Annotated in this window: 12 protein-coding genes; 5 read left to right on the forward strand and 7 right to left on the reverse strand. The window is 34.3% G+C overall.

From position 1 onward, the window contains the following. Positions 1–70: 70 nt before the first annotated feature. Genes BBI01_RS13350 through BBI01_RS13360 form a run of 3 tightly spaced genes read left to right on the forward strand, consistent with a single transcriptional unit; the run spans position 71 to position 8,374 of the window. Positions 71–5,104: a translocation/assembly module TamB domain-containing protein gene (locus BBI01_RS13350; RefSeq protein WP_065395159.1), complete on the forward strand. Its 5,034-nt coding sequence runs from the start codon at positions 71–73 to the stop codon at positions 5,102–5,104. Further along, complete coding sequence (gene tamL / locus BBI01_RS13355) at positions 5,104–7,431, forward strand: translocation and assembly module lipoprotein TamL (protein WP_065395160.1); 2,328 nt, start codon at positions 5,104–5,106, stop codon at positions 7,429–7,431. The genes BBI01_RS13350 and tamL overlap by 1 nt, the downstream gene beginning before the upstream one ends. Before the next feature lies 1 nt (position 7,432). Further along, entirely contained in the window at positions 7,433–8,374 is a 942-nt protein-coding gene (locus BBI01_RS13360) for a YihY/virulence factor BrkB family protein (protein ID WP_065395161.1), read from the forward strand. A 93-nt stretch (positions 8,375–8,467) separates the two neighbouring features. Here the strand turns inward: BBI01_RS13360 and argS are convergent, their stop codons facing one another. Continuing rightward, a complete protein-coding gene (gene argS, locus BBI01_RS13365; RefSeq protein ID WP_065395162.1) occupies positions 8,468–10,228 on the reverse strand; it encodes an arginine--tRNA ligase in 1,761 nt (586 codons plus the stop codon). A gap of 162 nt (positions 10,229–10,390) precedes the next feature. Here argS and BBI01_RS22830 point away from each other — a divergent pair, with 162 nt between their 5' ends. Continuing rightward, positions 10,391–10,546, forward strand: coding sequence for a bacteriocin-like protein (locus tag BBI01_RS22830; RefSeq protein ID WP_165602249.1), 156 nt, complete (start codon positions 10,391–10,393; stop codon positions 10,544–10,546). Positions 10,547–10,637: 91 nt separating this feature from the next. Here BBI01_RS22830 and BBI01_RS13370 read toward each other — a convergent pair whose 3' ends face one another. From BBI01_RS13370 to BBI01_RS13385, 4 genes are all read right to left on the reverse strand, one after another. Continuing rightward, positions 10,638–12,203 carry a SusD/RagB family nutrient-binding outer membrane lipoprotein gene (locus BBI01_RS13370; RefSeq protein ID WP_065395163.1) on the reverse strand — a complete coding sequence of 522 codons (1,566 nt, stop codon included), beginning with the start codon at positions 12,201–12,203 and terminating at the stop codon, positions 10,638–10,640. A 12-nt stretch (positions 12,204–12,215) separates the two neighbouring features. After that, a complete protein-coding gene (locus BBI01_RS13375; protein WP_065395164.1) occupies positions 12,216–15,275 on the reverse strand; it encodes a SusC/RagA family TonB-linked outer membrane protein in 3,060 nt (1,019 codons plus the stop codon). A gap of 361 nt (positions 15,276–15,636) precedes the next feature. Then, the gene (locus tag BBI01_RS13380; protein ID WP_065395165.1) at positions 15,637–17,064 is read right to left on the reverse strand and encodes a SusD/RagB family nutrient-binding outer membrane lipoprotein; all 1,428 of its coding nucleotides are present in this window, start codon (positions 17,062–17,064) and stop codon (positions 15,637–15,639) included. A 14-nt stretch (positions 17,065–17,078) separates the two neighbouring features. Next, complete coding sequence (locus tag BBI01_RS13385; protein WP_065395166.1) at positions 17,079–19,559, reverse strand: TonB-dependent receptor plug domain-containing protein; 2,481 nt, start codon at positions 19,557–19,559, stop codon at positions 17,079–17,081. Between the two features lie 603 nt (positions 19,560–20,162). On the opposite strand from BBI01_RS13385, the gene rnhB reads away from it, so the two are divergent. Further along, complete coding sequence (gene rnhB / locus BBI01_RS13390; protein WP_065395167.1) at positions 20,163–20,747, forward strand: ribonuclease HII; 585 nt, start codon at positions 20,163–20,165, stop codon at positions 20,745–20,747. A gap of 78 nt (positions 20,748–20,825) precedes the next feature. On the opposite strand, the gene yidC is transcribed toward rnhB, so the two are convergent. Together yidC and pyrG are read right to left on the reverse strand one after the other, a co-directional pair. Continuing rightward, positions 20,826–22,622 carry a membrane protein insertase YidC gene (gene yidC / locus BBI01_RS13395; RefSeq protein WP_065395168.1) on the reverse strand — a complete coding sequence of 599 codons (1,797 nt, stop codon included), beginning with the start codon at positions 22,620–22,622 and terminating at the stop codon, positions 20,826–20,828. A gap of 243 nt (positions 22,623–22,865) precedes the next feature. Then, positions 22,866–24,476: a CTP synthase gene (gene pyrG / locus BBI01_RS13400; protein ID WP_065395169.1), complete on the reverse strand. Its 1,611-nt coding sequence runs from the start codon at positions 24,474–24,476 to the stop codon at positions 22,866–22,868. Positions 24,477–24,502 lie beyond the last annotated feature (26 nt).

Here is a 24,502-nt window from a genome sequence, read left to right on the forward strand (position 1 = left end):
TCGAAAATGGTACCACAACAAAGACCGAATAAAATAAGTATTATTATCTTTGTTAGAAACCACATCGCTTTTGAAACTAAAAATCAACACCTCAAAACTCTTAAGGCGTATTGCAATAACCTTTATTTCAATATTGGTTCTTCTTACCCTATTGATACTGAGCTTAAGACTTCCCGCCGTTCAAAATTTCATTAAAGACAAACTTGTCGTTTATCTTGAGAAAAAAATCAACACCAAAGTAAGCCTGGAAAGAGTTTACATCGGATTTCCCAACAGCCTTGTCATGGAGAACCTTTATCTCAAAGGACAGGACGTTGACACTCTTTTAGCCGTAAAAAAGCTGGATGTAGGATTAGACATGATAAAGCTGATCAACTCTACGGCAGATATTACCTCTGTAGATTTAGAAGGAGCTCGTGCAAATGTCGTAAGAAAACCAAATGGTAAATTCAATTTCGATTATATCATCGATGCTTTTGCTACAAATGATAAGGAAGAAAGCCCTTCCAAACCATTCATTATTTCTCTGGATAAAATCAATTTAAAAGATATTGGAGTCACTTTCAATGACCAACAGTCAAAAAATGACATTAATCTTTACTTCAAATCCTTTGATACAAGAGTAAAAAAATTCGATCTCAATAAAAATACTTACGCAGTAAACGACATTAATCTTGACGGATTAACATTAAAGTTAAAGCAGGGAATTGTAGAAGAAGTTTCAAAAAAGGTTGAGAAAAAAGTAGATTCACTCAACGAAAAAAAGCCGATGAATATTGGTTTAAGAGGAATCAAGCTTACTCACTTCAATATTGATTACGGTGATGAAAACACCAAGACTTTTGCAAAAGTTTTGTTCAAAGAACTAAGTACAAAAGTGAACAAACTTGATCTTGAAAATAATTCTTTCAATGTTGCCAATGTTTTTCTTTCCGGAGCAGACATCAATGCAAACCTTTACCTTCCGGCTCAAAATGCCAATCCAAAAGATAAAAAAGAACCTGAAATTTCAAAAGCATCCGATCAGGATAAAGCCATGAAACTTCTTTTAGGAAAACTTGTCCTGAATGATGTAAAAGCCACTTACAACAATACCGCCATTGCTCCTACCAAACAGGGAATAGACTTCAATCATCTGAATTTTTCTAAACTGAATACGGAAATTAGAAGCTTCAAAATGGAGAATAATACCTTTGCCGGAACTGTTAATTCAGCAGAGATTAAGGAAGCAAAAGGCTTGGATATTCAAAGATTCAATACAGATTTTGTTTATGCGGAAAAAGAAGCATATCTGAAAGATTTGTATCTGCAAACTCCCAAGACATTGCTACGTGATGAGGTTATTTTAAACTATACGTCCATTGATCAACTGACTAATAATCTTGGAGCTGTAAAGATTTCAGCCAATATCAAAGATTCAAAAATCGGGTTTTCAGATATTTTAAATCTGGTTCCTACTTTAAGAAATACAGTTCCTTTCAATCAATATCCAAATGCCATTCTGAATGTCAATGCAAACGTTAAAGGTACGGTGAATGATCTTTTGATTCAGGATCTTAAAGTTTCAGGTTTGGATCAATTGAGAGTCATTGCATCCGGAAAAATCAAGAATGCCATGAATCCTGATCAATTATACTATGATGTAAGGATTGGTGAATTTTCTTCCAACGCTAAAACAATCTTCAATCTGGTTCCGAAAAACACCATTCCTTCCAATATTACCCTTCCTTCAAGCTTCAGTGTAAAAGGAAATGCAAAAGGGACTACTAAAATGGTGAATACCGACCTCAACCTCTACTCTACCCTTGGAAATGCAGCAATTGTTGCTGATGTGGACATGCGCAGAAAAAATCATGAATTATATGATGTAAAAGCCAATCTGCAAGGCGTACAGGTTGGAAAAATCATTCAGAATAAAGATATAGGGTCTATTACTGCTCAGATTTCTGCAAAAGGAGAAAGTTTTGACTTTAAAAATGCCAATGCAGACTTAAAAGGTCATGTTGCTTCCGCTGTTTATAAAGGGTATCGTTATCAGAATATGAATTTAACTGGTAAAATCAATAAAGGAGCTTATCATGTTATTTTGAATTCAAAAGATCCGAATGCTAATTTATTATTAACGGCTTCCGGTATTTATGACGAGAAAAATCCTACTGTAAAAGTGAATGGTGAGGTCATTAAGCTTGATGTCAACAAACTTGGATTTTATGAGAAACCTATGATCCTTGCGGGAAAAATAGACGGAGACTTTACAAGCCTGGACCCTAATAATCTGAACGGTTATTTAAACCTTAAAGATTTTGCTTTTTCTGATACCAAAGAAGTATATCCTGTACAGGAAATGAATCTTAAAGCATCTTCCACTACAGATTCTACGCAGATAATTTTCAATTCTCAGGTTGCCGATGTTGAACTGAAAGGTAAATATAAGCTTACCCAGATCTTTGGTGCTTTAACGCAGACTATTAATCAGTATTATCAGTTCCAAAAGCCTGATAAAACCCAGAAAATTGATCCGGGACAACATTTTACTTTTAATGCAAAGATTAAAAATGATGACCTGATCAGAAAATTCGTGCCGGAACTGAAAAGTTTTGAAACGATTAACTTAAACGGAAATTATGATGCCGATTCTCAGAAAATTGAAATTGACGGGCAAATTCCACAACTATTGTATGGTGAGAATACCATCGAAAAAGGACTATTAAAAGTTACCAATGAAAATCAGGCATTACAGTATAGTCTGAACGTTGCTGCTTTAAAAAGTTCAAGTTTTTCAATCAACAAAATTGATATTAATGGTGATGTTGCTGATAATACAATCAATTATAACGCAACCACAAAAGATGATAAAGATGTCACCCGTTTCCTTATTGCCGGAAATGCAAAATCCTTGAATGACATTACTGAAATTTCTTTAAATCCGAATGGTTTAAAACTAAACTATGCAGATTGGAATATTGCCGAAAACAATAAAATACAGATCAGCAACAAAGGAATTTTAGCAGATAATTTTATTCTGAGCAATGGCGGAAGTGAAATATCCATTCAATCGGAAAGCAATAGCCCAAGTAGTCCGCTGAACATCGCCCTGAAGGATTTTAAAATCGAAACGATTACTGAACTTATAAAAAAAGATACGGTACTTGCGAGAGGAACCATCAACGGAACGGCTCAGCTCAGAAATGTGATGAAGGATATGACCTTCACTTCTGATCTGAATGTATCCAACCTTATTGTATACGGAAGTCCTGTTGGAAATCTTGCCGTAAAAGTGAACAATTCTTCACCGAAACTTTTAAATGCTGACATTGCTCTTTCCGGTAACAACAATGATGTAAGAATTCTTGGAGATTACAATACTTCTTCCAGCACTTTTGATCTGAATATGGCAATCAATCAATTGCAGATGAAGAGCATCCAGGGCTTCTCTATGAATGCGATTACCAATACGGAAGGCTATCTTTCCGGAAACCTTAAAATCACTGGAACTACGGATAAACCCAATATTCTGGGAAAAGTAAAATTTAATGATGCAGGGCTGGAAATAGCAAAAACCGGAAGTGATTTCAGAAATCTGAATGATGAGATAGACTTTACAAATCGTGGGATTGAATTTGATAAATTTAAAATCAAAGACAAAGACGGAAATGCTTTGGTGGTAGATGGGCAGGTTCTTACACAAACGTACAGAGACTTTGCATTCAACCTGAATGTTAATGCCAAAGATTTCAAGGTGGTCAACTCGCAAAAATCCAATGATGCCATGATGTACGGAATTCTTGCTATTGATGCTGGACTTCATATTCGCGGAAACCTTGATTTACCAAAAGTAGACGGAAGATTAAGTGTTGCTGACAATACAGATTTCACTTTTGTCCTTCCACAATCTAATCCTTCATTACAGGAAAGAGATGGTATTGTAGAGTTTGTAGATCAGGATCAGGTAGTTTTAAATAAAACCATCAAAACAGATTCTCTTGATGCGCAAAGTCGAATCAAAGGCATGGATGTAAGCGTAAATATTGAGGTAAGTAAGGAAGCAAAACTATCGATCATTATTGATAAAGCCAATGGTGACTTTGTTCAACTACAGGGAGAAGCTGAGTTAACAGGAGGAATTGATCCTTCAGGAAAAACAACGCTAGTAGGTGTTTATGAAGTGAACAAAGGAAGCTATGATCTTTCGGTAAGCTTCCTGAAAAGAAAATTTAATATTCAGGAAGGCAGCACCATTACCTGGACGGGTGAACCGACAACAGCGATTATGGATATTACTGCTGTTTATAAAACTGAAGCGGCTCCTATTGATCTTGTAGAGCAACAAATCAGCAATGAAAGTGCTTCCACGATGAATCAATACAAACAAAGGGTACCTTTCAACACGTTATTAAAGATGAAAGGTGAGCTACTGAAGCCTCAACTGAGTTTTGATATTACGACGGAAGAGAAAAATAACTCCATATCAACCAATGTAAAAGATGTTATTGATCAGAAACTGGCACAGCTTAGAACCCAAGAGTCTGAATTGAATAAACAGGTATTCGCCTTACTTCTTTTAAACCGTTTCATTGGGGAAAATCCATTTGAAAGTGGCGCAGGAATGTCCGCTGAAACTATGGCAAGACAGAGTGTGAGTAAAATTCTTTCTCAGCAATTGAATAACCTTGCTTCAGGATTAATCAAAGGTGTTGATCTTAATTTTGGTCTTGATTCATCAGAAGATTATTCTACAGGACAGAAAAATACAAGAACTGACCTGAATGTGGATATCAGTAAAAAATTATTAAACGACAGGCTGAAAGTAACGGTGGGAAGTAATTTCGGATTGGAAGGACAAGCACGTCAGAATGAAAATATGACCAATATTGCAGGAAATGTTTCCGTAGATTACAGTCTTTCCAAAGATGGAAGATACATGCTTCGTGCTTATCGTAAAGATGAATATCAGGTAGCTCTTCAGGGGCAGATCATTGAAACTGGTGTTGGATTTATCATCACATTGGATTACGACAAATTCCGTGAGATTTTCCAGAAATCCAGACAAAAAGAAAAGAAGCCTAAAAAGAATCAAAACAATCAAGTGGTAGAATTTAAATAATGAGTAATACATTTCATACATACTGTAAATATCTGTTGGTTTCCGGATTAACTTCGGCAGTGGTTTCATGCAGCAATACAAGGTTTTTGAAGGAAAACCAAATGCTTTACACCGGCGCTGAAGTAAAGATTGAAAGTGATACTATTTCAAAGAAAGAAAAAAAGGACCTTCAGGCTGCACTTGAAGCTAACCTTACTCCAAAACCGAATTCTACATTTTTGGGTATGCGTCCCAAACTTTATTTTTACAATATTGCCAAAGAGCCTAAAAAGGATAAAGGATTTAACTACTGGCTTAAATATAAAATGGGTGAAAAACCTGTATTATTAGGAGATGTAGATCGTGAATTCAATAAAGATATCATTCAAAATTATTCTGAAAACAAAGGATATTTCAATGCACAGGCTACTTATGATACTGTTTCAAGAAATAAAAAAGCAAGGGTAATTTATACCGTGAAACCCGGAGCAAGATATCTGGTAGATGGAGTTAAATTTCAAAAAGACTCTACCCTTGTTAATCAGGAAATTCAAAATTTAACTGGAAAAACTCTTCTTAAAAATGGAAAACCATTTGATCTTGATGTAATCAAAGCGGAAAGAGAAAGAATTGATAATGGTTTAAAAGAAAGAGGGTTTTATTATTTCCATCCTGATAATATCATTGTACAGGCAGACAGTACGGTCCATAAAAATCATAAGGTAGAACTGAATGTAAAGCTTAAGGATAATACACCTGATTTAGCGACTCAACAGTTCAGCATTGATAAGGTTATTGTCTTCCCGAATTATAATATTCAGGATGTAAAAGAAGGAAAATACAGTATTCCGATGAACGCAGATTCCCTGAGTAAATATGCATTTGATGATATTTACGTTATTGATCCGCAGCATAAATTCAAACCGAAAATTTTCGACAGAGCTTTATATTTCAAACAGGGAGATCTTTATAATCGTTCCAATCATAATCTTTCCTTAAACAGATTGATCAGTCTGGGAGTATTTAAATTCGTAAAAAATGAATTTGTGACTTCAGATTCTTTAAATCATAAATTTGATGCTTATTATTTGTTAACACCAAGACAAATTCAGTCTTTAAGGCTTGAAGCTTTGGGAAGAACAAACTCTGCAAATTATGCCGGTAGTGAGCTTAACTTGAACTGGACACACAGGAATTTCTTCAGAGGTGCGGAACAGTTTAAAGCTGCTATTTTCGGAGCTTTTGATTTCCAGATGGGAGGTGCTCAGGATGCCAATAATATTTTCCGTGCCGGAACCAATGTTCAGCTTTCGATTCCGAGAATTGTAGCACCATTCCGTTTTCACTCTTCCAGTGAATTTGTTCCGAGGACTAATATTACATTGGGTTATGAATTCCAAAACAGAACGCAATATTACACACTTAATAATTTCACAGCTTCGTTCGGGTATTTATGGAAGGAAAATGCAAGAAAGGAACATGAGCTGAAAGTGATTGATATTACTTTGGTCTCTCCTCAGAAAGTGACTGATGAATACAAAAAAAAATATGAAACAAATCCAGCATTACAGCGAATTGTAGACAGACAATTAATTTTTGGTCCTACCTACTCGTATACTTACACCAATACTATGCTGCCGAAAAAAAATACCTTTTATTATAAAGGGACTCTGGATCTTGCAGGAAATATATCAGGCTTAGTAAGTGGGGCTAATGTAAAAGAGGGTAAAGAAAAAAAGATTTTCGGTATTCCTTTCAGTCAATATGCTAAAATTGAGAATGATTTCAGGTTCTATCATAAGTTTACAGAAAAATCCTCATTGGCTACAAGATTCATTGGAGGAATTGCTTATCCTTATGGAAACTCAGAATTTGTTCCTTTCTCCAAGCAGTTTTTCTCAGGAGGAAGTAATAGTATCAGAGCATTCCGCGCAAGAACACTTGGTCCGGGAAGTTTTGATCCAAGAACAATAGAACCAGGAACTTATTTCGACCAAGCAGGGGATGTTAAGTTAGAATTAAATGCAGAATACCGTGCGAACCTATACAAATTCATAAATGCAGCCGTTTTTGTAGATGCCGGAAACATCTGGCTACTCCATAATGATGATGCAAGACCGGGAGCAAAGTTTACAAAAGATTTTCTTAATGAAATTGCTGTAGGAGCCGGAGTTGGTCTGAGACTTGATTTTTCTATACTAGTTTTAAGGCTAGACTTAGCAATGCCATTGAGAGTACCTTATTATGAAAAGGGAGACAGATGGGCTTTCGATAAAATCAATTTCGGAGATCCTAGCTGGAGAAAAGATAACCTTGTTTTAAATATTGCCATCGGATATCCATTTTAATATGATCAATAATGTAAAATTTTTCTGGGAAGTCCTTAAGGACACATTTACGGAATGGAACAACTCTTCTGCGTCCAAAGATTCAGCAAGTCTTGCCTATTACGCGATCTTTTCCATCCCGGGATTATTGATCATTATCATCTGGGTACTTGGTAATTTTTTTGGTGAGGAAGCTATCAGGGGGCAGATCAGTACTCAAATCAGTGGAATTATGGGACCTGATGTAGCCAAAAGTATAGAAGGCATGCTTGCAGGAGCTTTAATTGATAAAAAGAATATTTTCATGAAAGCAGTAGGAGTAGGAGCCTTGGTATTTGGTTCTACTACTCTATTCTTTCAGCTTCAACATTCGTTAAATGCCCTTTGGGATGTAGAGTCAGCTCCTAAGAAAGCTTTACTCAAATTTTTACTGGATAGAGCCAATTCTCTCGGAATGATTCTGATTCTTGGATTCCTGCTCATGATTACCATGATTTTATCCTCATTAATCAGTCTTTTTAATAAAATTATCACTCAATATTTTGGATTTGAAACGTACCTTCTTGTTGAGGTTGTCAATTTTTCAATCGGGTTTGGGCTTGTGATGCTCTTATTTGCTCTGATGTTTAAAGTTCTTCCTGATGTACAGATCACCTGGAAATCCGTTTGGCGTGGTGCTTTTTTGACAACTGCCTTATTTACACTGGGAAAATTTTTACTGAGCCTTTATTTCAATCAGGTAAAACCTACTTCAGCATTTGGAGCTGCCGGAACTGTGATTCTGATTATGATGTGGATCAATTATTCCTGTATGTTGATATTTTTTGGAGCTAAGTTTACGAAGGTATACACCTATAAAAAGGGATATCCGGTTATTCTTTCCAAACATGCCAGATGGAGTGCCGCTAAACTCTATGCGGATAGCCTGAAACAAATGCATGGAGAAAATAGTGATAAGACGTGAATCGAAGGTTGAAATTTTGGTTATTTCTGATACGAAATTTTCACAATTTATATAGAAAAAGCCTCCTGAAAAATTCAGGAGGCTTTCTTATTTTTACATTCTGTTTACTGTTCCTATTCCCAGCAATTTCAATGATTTTCTGATCGTCTTCGCTGTAAGGTCTGATAAATTCAGACGAATTTGTTTAATATTTTCATCATCCTGATTCAGAATCGGATTGTTCTGATAGAATGAGTTATATGATTTCACTAAATCATAAACATAGTTTGCCACCAAAGCAGGGCTTAATGTTTCCGCCGATCTTGCTACCACGGTTTTAAAGTTTGCCAATTGCATGATCAGTTCCTTTTCAAACTGATTCAAAGTTACATCATTCGTTTCTTTATAATTGAATTCAGCCTTTGATAACAATGATTGAATACGAGCGTAAGTATACTGAATAAATGGTCCAGTATTACCATTAAAATCAATACTTTCAGCCGGATTGAAAAGCATTTTTTTCTTTGGATCTACTTTCAACATGAAATACTTTAAAGCACCAAGCCCTACCGTTTCATAAGAAGCTTCTTTTTCTTCATCAGAAAGAGTTTCAAGCTTACCTAGCTCCTGAGCTTTAGATTTTGCCGTTTCATACATTTCCTGCATCAGGTCATCAGCATCTACTACAGTTCCTTCACGGGATTTCATTTTTCCTTCCGGTAACTCAACCATTCCGTAAGAAAGGTGGAATAACTGATCAGCCCATTCGTATCCTAACTTTTTAAGGATTTTGAATAATACCTGGAAGTGATAATCCTGCTCATTTCCTACCGTATAGATCAGCTTCTGAATATCGTTTTGCTTAAAACGCTCCACTGCTGTTCCTAAATCCTGAGTCATATAAACTGATGTACCGTCTGAACGTAATAATAATTTTTGATCAAGTCCTTCATCAGTAAGGTCACACCAAACGGAACCATCCTCTTTCTGGTATAAAACACCTTTATCTAATCCAGCCTGAATAAGGTCTTTCCCTAAAATATAAGTATTACTTTCATACTGAACCTGGTCAAAATCAACGCCTAATCTTTTATAGGTTTCATTGAATCCTTTGTATACCCATGAATTCATTTCTGCCCAAAGATTTCTTACAGTTTCATCACCATTTTCCCAGTCTAGAAGCATCTTTTGTGCTTCCTTCATTACCGGAGCATCTTTTTTAGCCTGCTCTTCCGTTTCTCCTTGAGCTACAAGTTCTGAAATCTCTTTTTTATAATTTTTGTCAAATTCTACATAGTAGTTTCCAACGAATTTATCTCCTTTTGTATTAGTAGTTTCAGGAGTCTGTCCATTTCCGAATTTCTCCCATGCCAACATTGATTTACAGATATGAATCCCTCTATCATTAATAATCTGAGTTTTGATCACATCATATCCAGCCTCTTTTAAAATTTGAGCAACAGAGAATCCTAACAGGTTATTTCTGATATGCCCTAGGTGCAATGGTTTATTAGTATTCGGTGAAGAATACTCTACCATTACGGTTGAATTTTTCTTATCTATTGTTGAAAAACCATCGTGTACAGATCTGAAGTTATCTACAAACAATTCATTTTTAACTTTAACATTAAGGAATCCTTTTACTACGTTAAAGCTTTCAAATAATTCTGTTTGTTCAGTTAATGCTTCACCTAATTCAACCCCAATACTTTCAGGATTTTTCTTTAGTTGTTTCACCAGCGGAAAAGTAACAATCGTAAAATCACCTTCAAATTCCGTTTTATTTTCCTGAATTTCCAGCTTAATGTCTTTTAACTGATATACATTTAAAATGACTTCTGAAAGTTTCTTTTCTATAATATCTTTAATATTCATGTCAAAATTTAAAGTACAAATTTAGTGAAATAAAAAAGACAAGTCTATAATGATATCCTACACATTCAATTATTTGATTGTTTTTTAAACATTTATTCTGAAAATCAAATATTTGTCTAAATTTTCCATATATTTATTATACTCATTAAACAAAACTTTATTATGAAAAATCTTAAAAAAATCACGAAAACAGATCTTAAAAAAATTACTGCCGGAAATGCCCCTTGCTGCGAACCCTGGGGAAGATGTCCTGATGGTTATAAACAATGTCAGGAATGGGGAGCTTGTGTTCCTAAGTCCGTTAATTGCGGTGGATAAAAAAAGAGGTCTTAAAGACCTCTTTTTTATGATTTAATTCCAATAAAAAACCGCCCGAAGGCGGTATAATATGAATGTTATAAAGTGTAATTTATTGATCCCACCAAACTTTTGATGTATTTTTATCTTCAGCCGGTAATAGTCCCTGAACTCCTTTTAAATAATTAGAGTTGTTGAAATTTACCTCTTCTATAGGATACCTTAACCTTCTTGGAATTACTCCACCATTTACCGCACTTGGAGCTGGTAATAATGCAGGATAGCCAGTTCTTCTGAACTCTGCCCAAGAATCAAATCCATTCATAAATAAAGCAATCCATTTTTCTTCTCCAATCACTCTTTCAGCACCAAATGTTGTAATATCAGCAACTCTGGCACTGGCATAGGCTGCCGCATTTGGAGTAATTTTCGTTCCACCAAAAGGATTCTCAACACTATTAAAAGTATTTGTATTTAAGACATAATGGTCATCTAAAGTTTTATAGTTTAAAACTATTCCTTTAGTTAACAAATCAGCAACATCTTCACTTGTCCAGCCTTTTGCAGCAGCTTCTGCTCTATTTAAAAAGGTATATCCTGCTGTCATTAAATTAATAGCTGAGCTATTACTTCTAAATTTCACATTCACAGTAGAAGTTCCTGTTGTTGAATAATTTGCAGCAGTTAAATCATTAGAATTATAACCATATGGTAATCCTACTGCAGACATACTTCCAGAATTAGCATACAATGTCAAACGGGTATCAGGGGTATGATTAGACGTTTTATTAAAAGCATTCCCAGATCCTTTCAAAGATTCTACTAATTCTCGGGAAATACGAAAATCAGCTGACCTAAAATCGGATAAAGGATTAGGGTATGAATTTCCCGGAGAAATTGTAAACCATGCTTCATCAGATACAATTTCAATTACTCCTGCAGAATTAGATAAAGCTGATTTAAACTCTGTTGCTGCATAACCTGTTGCTGATGGATATTTTTTAGATAATTGTAACGCGGATTGAAGCAATACAGAATTGGCTAGTTTTTTCCATTTGTTCATATCACCATAATATAAAATATCACCTGTAGGACTTGTAGATGAAGAACTTAGCATATCCCGCCCACTTTTCAAATCCGAAATAATGGATTCATATATAGCTTTTTGATTATCATATTTTGGAAGTAATATACCTGATGTTGCTTGTGTAGCTTCTGAAAAAGGAGCATCACCATAAGTATCTGTAAGTCTTTTCATAATGATTGCTCTAAAAATCTTAGATACACCCACCATATTTTCTGCACTTCCCTGAAGTAATATTTCTGGAGAAGGGTTGTTAGAATAAGCAGAAATAATTTCATTTAAATTAGTAATTTGGTTGGCATAAAATCTTCCCCATGCTCCCGGAGTATCGCCATACGTTTGCTCTGTAGTATAAACAACCTGTGATTGATATTGAGAAAATAATATTGGCATCATTTGATAAGCATTACTGCGCTCGCCTGAATTTTGTCCAAAATTCATAATGGCACCTGCTAATAATGATTTATAGTTTGCTGAATATATTCCATATTGATCTTTATTAAAATCATCACCATAATTTTCATTATTACAAGAAACAGCGACTCCAATTAATAGTGAACAGCAGATTATTTTATTTAAAAATTGTTTTTTCATTTTTTCGTTTTTTTAAAAATTGACTTTAACATTAACTCCAAAACCTCTGGTAGATGGTAATTGTCCATCTTCTCCAAAATTTTGAGAAAGTTCTGAAGGGTCAAATCGATGTTTATTATCTTTTGAAACAGAAATCAACCATGGGTTTCTTGCTGTAACCCCCACAGACATATTAGAAATTCCTGTATTTGCAAAAAGTGCTCTTGGTAATTGATAATTTAATGCGACCTCTCTAAGTTTAATATAACTGGCACTATGAATAAATGGTTCAGCTATTCTATTGGCATGAAACTGTTTAAAATAAGTACTTGCTTCTACATACATATCTACTGGTGCACCGCTATTATTTACTCCAACCACTCGAACTCCTCCTCCATCTGCCACTCCATCTCTAACATTATGACCTCTATCATTCATTGCGGCAGTTTCTTCTAGCAACCCTCCTGCATTACCCCATTGTTCAGAAAGAGAGAAAAATTTACCTCCTTTTTGAAAATCAATCGTAAAGCTTAAGCTCAATCCTTTATAACTAAATGTATTATAGAATCCACCTGTAAATTCAGGCAATATACTTCCAAAAGCTTTATTAGGCTCATATTCATAAAGACCATTTGCGTTAATTACAGCATTACCATTTGTATCTCTCTTGATCCCAGTACCATAAAGCTGCCCCCATTCCATTCCTTGTTTTTGAAGGATTGACACATAACTAAATGTATTAGCATCACCATACTGAATAGATTCAAGATTTTCATTTACTTTTGAAATGGTTGATTTATTTTTTGCCCAGTTCATTGAAGTTGTCCAGCTAAATCCATTTTCATTTCTCAATATATCTCCCGATAGTGCTAATTCTAAACCTTTTCTTTTAGCATTGGCTGAATTGATTACAATGTCTATTTTTCCACTGGAGGAAGCTAGTGTTACAGGTATTGGCTCATCTTTTCTGGTTTCATCATAATAAGTAACACCAAAAGACAATCTGTTTTTAAAAAACTTTAAATCTCCTCCTATTTCTTTATTACTATTCACAGCAGGCTTCAAATCTTTGCTGATAATTCTTGTAGGAAACCATGCTGTCTGATATAAATTACCTTCAGCGGAAAGTGGCTGATCTCCATTTCTATATTGAGGGTTAGTAAGATTAGCTGTCAAGTCAGCTGGAATTTGAGCAATACCTGCTCTAAGTTTGAAGTAAGTTACGATATTATTTTTCGGAAGTAAATTATGTAATAATACACTTGCTCCTAATGAGTAACTAACAAATGAATTATCACTATTTAGATATGCTGAATTGATATCATTTCTTAATGATGAATCAACAAAATAGGTATCTTTAAATCCGATTGAAGCGGAAGCATATAATGATTTATACTGCTGCTTATAATCATAAGGTTTTGCTATAATAGGAATATTTGTATTTTTAAAATTAAACACATCAGGCGTTAGAAGCCACTGTTTCGTTCCTGTAACATCCATTACCTGAGAATTTCCCTCCCAATGCCTATTGGTAATATTAGCACCTCCTATTGCTGTAAGATCAAATTCACCAAATTTCTTCTGATATGTCAAACGCCCATCATATTGATCTTCAGTATACTGATCATCTTTAATCCCAAAACCATTAAGTAGAGTTAAATAACCTCCAGGTGTTGAAGATCCTGTTCCTGAACCGTTTTTAGCTAAGGAATTAGGCATAAAATACCTGTTTGTAGATTTGTTTTGTGTTCTTGAAAAAGCAACCCTTGCTGTCAAACCATCTATAATCTTATATGTCGGAGCTACAGATAATAATAGTGTATTTCTATCTGTATAATTTCTGAAATTTTTCATCCATGTATATGGGTTAATCCAAAAAGCAGGTTTAGCCTCATAACCAGTTGGTGAATAAGCATCAGGTCCCCACCAGTTCCAACTTGCAGAATATCCTTCCGGAGTTTTTAAATCTTGCAGTAATTTTAATTTACTCATGTCTAAATCCCTACCAAACCACTGATTAAATGACCCAGAGGTCTGATTACTGTAACCATCATCAAAATCTCCTGTCACTCTTCCATCAGAAAAATTTACAATTGCATCAGCAGATAATCGATCACTAAATTTATAATTACCACTAAAATTCAGATAATTTCTTTTTAGTGAAGTATATGGAGTAATTCCGTTTTGATCTAAATTAGTAAAAGACAATCTTGCCATAAATGATTCACCACCCCCTGAAACAGAAACTGAATTTTTTAATGTAAGTGCTTTATCATAGAAATCTTTTACATTATTTGGCTGTGCTTCATACTTGGCTGTTTTTCCAAAATATGGACTATCTTTCCACCATGCATACCAAGGGATATAATCTTGACCATCCATTCTCGGTCCCCAAGATTCATCTGCATAATTATTATCATCAGCAAGATGTCTTTTACCGTCAAAAACCGCCCATTCTGCAGGCATAGTTGCTGGATTAAATTGAAAAGTTTTAAAGGATGCATCCCCTTCAGCTCCCTGCCCATATAAGTTTTGAAACTTCATGGTTCTAGCAACCATATCGACAGTTACAGTAGAGTTCAATTCTACATTAACCTTACTTTTACTTCCTTTTTTGGAGGTAAGTACTATAACTCCATATTGAGCTCTTACTCCATACAAAGACGTTGCGTTAGGACCTTTCAATACGTTTACTGACTCCACAATATCCATATCAATAGTATTGGGATCAACAATTACTCCATCCAATACATAGATAGGATCAGCATCACTTAGCAAACTTACGGCTCCTCTCAATCTTAGCTTACCTGTTTCCCCAAGCTTAGATCCTGCCTGACCATTTAACTGTACACCAGCCACTTTACCTACTATAGAATTTTTAACATCAACATTTTGAGTCAAATTCAGATCTTTAGCTTTTACTGTTTGATTAGCATAAGACAGGGACTTCTCTTCTCTTTTAATACCGAGAGCAGTTACTACCACTCCTTCAATCTCTTTTGTTTTAATTGTATCTTTCTTTTGTTGAGCATTCGCAACAGCCAAAGAAGAAGTCAATACTAAAACAAGAAGACCAGTTGTTAGTTTCTTCATATCAAATAATTTTTTATATCCGCACAAATTTGTCAAACTATCTTAACAAGTCAAAGAGAAAAACGAAGAAAAATAACAAATAACCAATAAAACACAATATTAATTATCAAATAATTAAAAAAATAAATTAAAAATTTATAAATCAAGAATAAAAGCAAGTATTACAGAATAAAAAAAGGTATTCATTTTCAACAAAATTCATAAGTTTATCAAATAAAAAACATAATAAATACCAGACTCCCGATATAGAATTAAATAAGTGATCAAATAAATACAAATTATTTAAAGCAAAAAATGGTAAAATTATGGCATAAAAAAACCGCCCGAAGGCGGTATAATATGAATGTTGTTAAATGCGTGTTTAGAATTTATCCCAAAACAGTTTTGTCTGTTGTTGGTCTCCACCAATAGCAGAGGCAGCCTGAGAATAATTCGCTCCATTAAGCGTAACTTCTCTAACTGGATAGGTAAACCTTTTAGGAACGGCAGTTTTTGTTGCTGCAGGTAATCCCAATGCTGGAGCATCATACATTCTCCATGCAGTCCATGCTTCAATTCCTCTATTATACATAGCAATCCAAAATTGTTTCCCTATTTTTTCTTTCCAAGTACCAGGTGCTGTAGCATAACTAACATCAGGTCTAGCTATATATGTAGTAATATCTGCTGCTGGTACATTCCAGTATTCCATATTAGCTCTAATAGCCTGAGTATAATAAGCATCAGCTGTTAAAGGAACATTATAACCTCTTTCTTTTGCATCTGCTAATAAGAAAGAAATTTCAGAAAAATCTAGCAAGTCTCCTTTTAAAGTTGGCGTATAGAAAATCTTACCAATATGTGTATATGCAGAATAATTATTGTAGTCTCCGTATACCCCTCCTATATAAGGTGTCTTATTATTATCAAAATAAACAGCTCTTCTCGGGTCATCTAAATTATTTAAATAATTTACAAATGTATCTGAGGGTACAAAATCTTTTCTACCACTTAATACTAAATCTGCATATAAAGGGTTAGCATTCGTATTGTTATTTTCATAATTCAAAATAAAATTATCTGAATTTGAAGATATTATACCTTTATTATAAGCATCTTCTGCTTCTGTTTTAGATAAAGCAGGATCAACATCTGCCAATCTCATTGCTAATCTAAATTTAATAGATGCTGCTAATGTCTTCCAGCTTGCAATATTATTATTATAGACAAAATCATTTTCAAAACCCGGTTTTAGCTCATTAAAGTCACTATAAGCTGTGTTTATTTTTAATAATAAGTCCTTATAAATAGTAAAAGCATCGTCATATTTAGGAGTTGTATTTTCCATCCCCTGAAGAGTCTGTGAATAAGGAATATTTCCAAAAGTATCCACCAATTGCTGCCATGTTAGTACCTCAATAACCGTAATCATAGCATTTTGATTCTTCTTTATATCATTATCAAGAATCTCTACATCAGCATTTACATATTCTCTTGCTTTTTTCAAATCGTAAAGCACATTTGTATATAAATTATTCCAATAAGTATCGGGAATAGCTCTACTTCTTATATTATAGTTAGTCTCAGTAATATATTGAGTTTCTGTCCAATGTTGAGCTACTAACCTGAAAATATTATTATTTACACTTGTAGATCCCATTTGATTGAATAATGTCTTCGTTCCGGCAGTGAAAAGAAAACTTCCGGGAACTTTTTCTGGATTCTTAGGATCCGTATTTAAATTTGCATAATCCTCATTCGAGCAAGAAGCTAATGAAAGAGCAGCAAATGCTATTAATATTTTTTTCATTTCTAATCTAAATTTTAAAATTCAACTTTAACGCTTGCTCCTATTTCTCTAAAGGCAGGGTGTGCTCCATTTTGGAAGCCCATCGCATTACCTGCAGACATTCCCGCTTCCGGATCTGTATACGGAGTATTTTTATGAATAATCCACAAGTTTCTACCAATTAAAGATAGAGTCATGCTCTCAATAAATGAATTTCCAAATGTTTCTTTAGGTAATCTATAAGAAATTGTAACATTTCTAAGCTTCACAAAAGAGCCATCATAAACATGCATTTTTTCTGGTGCTTCCGTTCCACCACTTCCACCTGTGTACCCGTAAGGGTTAGCTGAGTCCGTAAAATCTGCTCTGATATCATTTGGTGTTCCATCTGCTTTTACACCAGGTAAGATAACACCTCCTCCATCAGCTAAAGAATTTCTGATCGGATTACCTAAATCATTCAATCCTGCTGTTTCTTCATACAATCCTGAAGAAAGTCCATATGCCATATCTCTCGAGTATACATCTCCTCCTTTCTTCACATCAATTAAGAAACTTAAGCTAAAGTTTTTATAGGTAATTGTATTTAGTAATCCACCTCTCCATTTAGGTACTGCATCTCCTATAATAGCGGTAGGATTATCACCTTGTAAATATTTTCCATCTGCTCCTACAACCCTCTCTCCATTTAAGTAAACAAAATCATAACCACGAATTGTACCTGTAGATTCGCCTAATTGAGCTCCAGTAGTTACATTCCACATTTTTGCCAATTGTAAGAATTGACTATCACCGCTAATTCTTGTTACGGTATTTTTATTTTTAGACCAGTTGGCTGTCATTTCCCACTTAAAGTTTGTATTTTTAATTGGAACAACAGTTAACCTTGCTTCAACCCCTTTGTTTTCGATATCTCCTGAGTTCATCCAAGCCCCTGTAAAACCAGAACCTGAAGAAATTGTTCTTAAGTTCCAACCAAGAGTTCCTGTTAAATTAAAATCAGAACCAAAGTCCTTATTTACGTTAAGCATAACATCATAGTTACTTTCCGAAACTTTATGATTAAGGAAATAATATTCCCCTTTTCCTCCATGTGGCAGTCTACCTTGCTCACTTGAAGATCCTTTTGCTACCCTTTCTTCTCTAAGTTCGTCAAATGTATCAAATGTATAACGAACCATTGTACTTAACCAATCAGTAATTTTATAATTTAGACCAAAATTACCATAGTAACGGTTTCTGTTATCTGTTTGATAATTTTGATATCTATTGAAAAAGTAATTATCAGTATATCCCATAGATTGATCAGACCAATCTTGGATATTCCAAGTCATATTTTGTCCTGTAAGGTTGTAAGCTTGTCTTTGCTTATCCATATCAACAGACATATTCCACCATTGTCTGAATGATTGCATTGGATTTCGAGAATCATATCCAGTAAGTACTCTACCTTTACCTTTTGTATTAACGTAAGAAATATTACCGAAAACATTTAATTTTTCTGTAAAATTATAATCCGCAGAAAAATCAATAGTATTTTTCTTTATAGTACTATTATCTAGAGATCCGTCTTGCAAAAAGTTCGTATATCCAAGTCTATATTTACCTTTTTCATTTCCAGCAGAAAACGCTACTGAATTTTGAAAAGTAGTAGCAGTTCCCCAAATTGAATTTGGATCTTTTCCTGCTACAAATGGTGTAGGTTTTAGATAACCAGGTAATTGAGGATATTGAGAATCCCAGTTGTATACCATTAATTTTGGATCAAATCTTGTTCCAAATGAAGCGTCATCATAAGTATAAACAACATGATCTGGAACTCCATCTCCATTGATATCTATACTTCCGGGATAAAATGAATCTCCTGAATATCCACCACCATATTCTTTTTGGTATTTTGGTAATGTAGATTTATCAACAAATCCTAGAGTAGTGGAGCTGTTAAATTCAACACCAACCTTTCTGGATTTCTTTCCTTTTTTTGTAGTAATCATGATAACCCCGTTCATCCCTCGAGAACCATACAGAGCACTTGCTGCTGCGCCTTTAAGAACGTTTACACTCTCGATATCATTTGGATTGATATCTGCCATACCATTAGAATAATCATAAGCTCCTACTCCTGATGCTATATCTGTTTGGTTAAACGTATCGTTATTGATCGGTGTACCATCTACAACAACTAAAGCCTGGTTATTTCCTACTAAAGATTTTGTTCCTCTAATAACCATATTTGCAGACCCTCCCATTGTTCCTGACTGTGTAATATTTAATCCAGCCACCTGTCCTGCTAGAGCATCTGTAACGTTAGCAACAGGGGCATTCGCCACCTGATCTCCCTTTACCTCTGTCGTTGAATAACCAAGAGATCTCTTCTCTCTTTTAATACCGAGTGCAGTAACTACTACCCCCTCAATTTCTTTTGTTTTGATTGTATCTTTCTTTTGCTGAGCGTTTGCAACAGCCAAAGAAGAGGTCAATACTAAAACAAGAAGACCTGTTGTTAGTTTCTTCATATCAAATTAATTTTGTATCCGTACAAATTTGTAAAACTTTATTAAAAACACAAAGAAAAATGTAAAAAAATATCGATTATTCAAAAATCAAGAAAATTAACCACAAATAATTTATTAAAATAAGTTAAAATAATTTTCTTTAACAAATATTAAAAAAAAATTAATCACTTTTTTTCTGAATATTTAAATAAAATATTAAGTTACCATAATTTATACTTAACCCCATTCAAAACAACCATAAACAACTGTAATACAAACAAGTAAATATCACTACAAAGAGAAAAAGCAATATAAAAACAAAGACATACCATGTTTGGCATAATTTTTTATTTTCACAAAAAAGGGAATACTTTGCACAAAACAGTCTAATCAAAGGCAAAATTTATAATAAAAAAATCAAAATCATAAAAATAAATCAACCTTCCAAAAACACCTTTAGAACCTTGTCAATAAAACAATTTTATATATAAAATTTACACATTCTCAGAAACTGTAATTTTTATTAAAATATCATCTTACTAACCAAGTGACAGATTTAAAAACAATCTAAGGAATCTTCATTCAATTTCTTTTTTTATAATTTTACACCTTCATATTAATATCATGGAGTTACTACAAAAGTGGACAGATGCATACATCGAAGCAGGATGCGATGAAGTTGGAAGAGGTTGTTTAAGCGGACCTGTTGTTGCTGCAGCCGTTATTTTAGATGATAATTTTAAACAGAACCTTGTTAATGATTCAAAGAAGTTGACATTTAAAACGAGAATGGATCTGGACAGTTATATTAAAGATAATGTAAAAACGTATGCTATTGCTGAGTTACCTCCTTCATTCATTGATGAACATAATATTCTTAATGCTAGTATTCATGCTATGCATCGTGCATTAGATCAACTTACCATTACACCGGAATTAATTCTTATAGACGGTAATAAGTTCCATCCTTATAATTATATTCCTCATCAATGTATCATCAAAGGAGATTCAAAAGTATTATCCATTGCAGCAGCATCTATTCTAGCTAAAAACTACAGAGATAAGCTAATGATTGAACTTCATGAGAAACATCCTGAATATGGCTGGAATACCAATTTTGGATATGCTACTAAAAAACATCAGGAAGCATTAATCAAGTTTGGACCAACAAAACATCATAGGCAATCTTTCCGATTAAAATATGACTAACTAAAGCCGTTAAGCGATAGATATAAATAAAAAAGAGAAGCAAATTGCTTCTCTTTTTGTATGATAAATATAAGATTATTATTTCTTCTTATTTCTTTGCTCTTGCGACTGCTGCTGCTGTTGAGCCTGTTCCATCATTTCTCTCATTCTCTTCTGGAATTTACCTTCTGTTTTAGGTTTTTCTTTATTCGCCTGAATTTGAGCATGAATTTTCTTTTCATCCAAAATAACATACTTAATAACAAGTATAATTAAGATGTTGATCGCATTGGATACAAAATAATACCATGAAAGACCAGATGCTGACGTATTTAAGAAGAATAAGAATGTAATCGGGAAGATATACATTAATACTTTCATATTTGGCATTCCTTCCTGCTGTGGTTGTTGCATATTCCCTGAAGTCATTACTGTATAAATTAAGATAACAATAGTACAAGCAATTGCAAAAACACTTAAGTGATCACCAAGGAACGGAACTTTAAATGGTAATTTAATCAAATCATCATAAGCCGTTAAGTCTTTTGCAAACCAGAATCCTTGTCCTCTCAAGTCGATAAAGTTCGGGAAGAAACGGAACAATGCATAGAAAATCGGAATCTGAACCAATGCAGGTAAACATCCCGCCATCTGATTTACTCCGGCTTTTCTGTAAACCTCCATTGTAGCCTGCTGCTTCTTCATAGGATCTGCATCCTTAAATTTAGCATTTACCTCATCAATTTCCGGACGGATTACTTTCATCATTGCACTCAATTTGTGCTGCTTATACATAATTGGTGATAAGATAAGCTTTACAATGATAGTCATTACAAAAATCACCCAACCTGCTGATAGTCCCCACGCTGCAATAATACCATATAACCACATGAAGAAATAACGGTTCATTGCTCCGATGAATGACCAACCTAATGGAAGAATTTCATCAAAGTTTTTATCATAAGATTTCAATAAAGGAAGATCCAATGGCATGAAGTACCAAGTAAAATCCTGATTCAATTCACTTCCGGTCATCTGAACGAAACCTTCATAGTTGAATTTCTTAAGATATTCTCCTTCTTCTACATTATCCTGATTTCCTTTGCTTTGAGTAAATCCGTTCTTAGCTTCAATTACAGAAGAGAAAAACTGTTGCTTTACTCCAATCCAGTTAAGCGTCTCTTTTTCCTCTTCCATTGTTGTTCTTCCATCATAATCATAATCTTTATAATTATTGAAAGCATAAGAGAATTCTGAGTGAGACTGCTCCTGAGCTCTACCCTTTTCAAGGTTTCTTACATTATAATCCCAGATAAAATCAGCTTTATTATCAGAAGTAATATTAGCTAATCCCTGAGTTCTTACTTTAAAATCAAGAGTGTATTTTGGAAGTAATGTATAGATAAACTGAATAACAGCACCATTGTAGTTAGCCGTCATTGTTACAGCGTTTCCGTTAACTGTAGGTGAGAAAACTAGGTTTTTAGTATTAATTACTTTTCCTGTTTTATCTTTAAACTGGAAACCGTAGTTTGAGTTATTTTTGTTGATCAGATAAAGCGGAAGATCTGCTTCGTCTGTTTTATGGTTGTATGCTTTGTATTCTGAAAGCTGAACTTTAGAAACCTGTCCTCCTAAGCTTGAGAATTCAACATTCAATTCTTTATTTGACAGATTAGCTGTCTGAATTGCGTTTGGAGTTACATCTGGATTGATATTACTTGCCTGAGTTTGTTTTACGGCATTTTTCACCTGTTCCGTTTTCTGCTGCTGAGCTTTTAACTCCTCCTCCTTCATCTGCTTGTTCTGGAAATAGAACATCACACCAAAGAGAATCAGGCATAAAACCGCGAAACTAATCATTTGCTTCTTATCGATTCCGTTGTTTTGTTGCATTTTATTTTTATATTAAAATTTTAAACTTTAAGAGGTAATAATTGTATTACTTTTTTGAGCTGACAAAAATACTGTTTTTTTATCAAAACTCTATGCTTTACCATGTTACTATATAACAAACTCAAGCTGAGAATAATCAGCCTGAGTTTATTGATAGACGTTTATGGTAAAAAATTACCTTATTTATTTTTCATTGGACAGAAAGCGACGTCTTTGTCATCTTCTTTCCCATACTGAAATATCTTACTTCGATGTTTCGCAAGCTTTAATGAAAGCTCTGAATAACGGGTGCGGTGTTGCTACCGTACTCTTATATTCTGGGTGGTACTGAACTCCTACATAGAATGGGTGTCCTGGTAATTCAAGGGCTTCTACCAATCCTGTTTCAGGGTTTGTACCTGTAGCAAGGAAACCGTTCTTTTCAAATTCCTGAAGATAATCACTGTTGAATTCATAACGGTGACGGTGTCTTTCGGAAATATTTTTGCTTCCGTAGATGTCAGATAATTTAGAACCGTTTTTCAAAGAACACTTCCATGCTCCAAGACGCATTGTTCCACCTTTATCAATTACATTTTTCTGTTCTTCCATTAATGAAATTACAGGATCCGGAGTTGCTGTATCAAATTCCATTGAATTCGCTTTTGTATGTCCTAAAACATTTCTTGCAAATTCAATCGTCATGATCTGCATTCCTAAACAGATTCCCAACATCGGAATTTTGTTCTCTCTTGCATATTTTGCTGTCAGAACTTTTCCTTCAATACCTCTGTCTCCAAAACCTGGAGCTACAAGGATACCATTCACTCCTTTCAGAGTTTCTTTAATATTTTCTTCTGTAATATCTCCACTGTATACCCATCTTACTTTTACTTCAGTTTCAAGGTCAGCACCTGCGTGTTTGAAAGCTTCAGCAATTGAAATATAAGAATCCTGAAGAGATACATATTTTCCAACTAGTGCAATCTCAACTGTTTTCTTAGGGTTCTGGAATTTCTTAAGGAAACTCTTCCAGTCTTTAAGGTCAGCTGTTTTATCACTTTTCAGATCAAGTTCTTTCAATACTACATCATCAAAATTCTGCTTCTGAAGATACATTGGTACTTCATAAATTGTTTCAAGATCTTTACATTCAATAACATTATCTAAAGGAACGTTACAGAACTGAGCTAATTTCGCTCTCTGATCTTTCGGAATTTTGTGTTCTGTTCTACAAACCAATACATCAGCCATAATTCCGCTTTCCATTAACTGGCGTACAGAGTGCTGTGATGGTTTTGTTTTTAATTCTCCACTTGAAGCCAGGTAAGGCAATAATGTCAAATGGATCACCATAGAATTGCTTTCTCCCAGTTCCCACTTCAACTGACGTACAGTTTCAATGTATGGTAAAGATTCAATATCCCCTACAGTACCACCGATCTCAGTAATGATGATATCGTAGTTTTGCTTTGAAAGGATTTTAATTCTACGCTTAATTTCGTTAGTAATATGAGGAATTACCTGAACTGTTTTTCCAAGGAAGTCTCCTTTTCTTTCTTTTTCAATTACAGTCTGGTAGATTTTTCCTGTAGTAACGTTGTTGTTTTGGGATGTAGGAGCATCAAGGTAACGCTCGTAGTGACCTAAATCCAGATCCGTCTCCGCACCATCTTCAGTCACATAACACTCTCCGTGTTCATAAGGATTCAAAGTTCCCGGGTCGATATTGATATAAGGATCAAGTTTTTGGATCGTTACGTTAAAACCGCGTGATTTTAGCAATAGTCCCAGAGAAGCAGAAACGATTCCTTTTCCCAAAGATGAAGTAACACCTCCTGTCACAAAGATGTATTTTGTATTCTTTTTACTCATTAGATTAGGTTTGTGCAAAGTTATGG

It is taken from the genome of Chryseobacterium artocarpi (assembly GCF_001684975.1).
Lineage (GTDB): Bacteria > Bacteroidota > Bacteroidia > Flavobacteriales > Weeksellaceae > Chryseobacterium > Chryseobacterium artocarpi.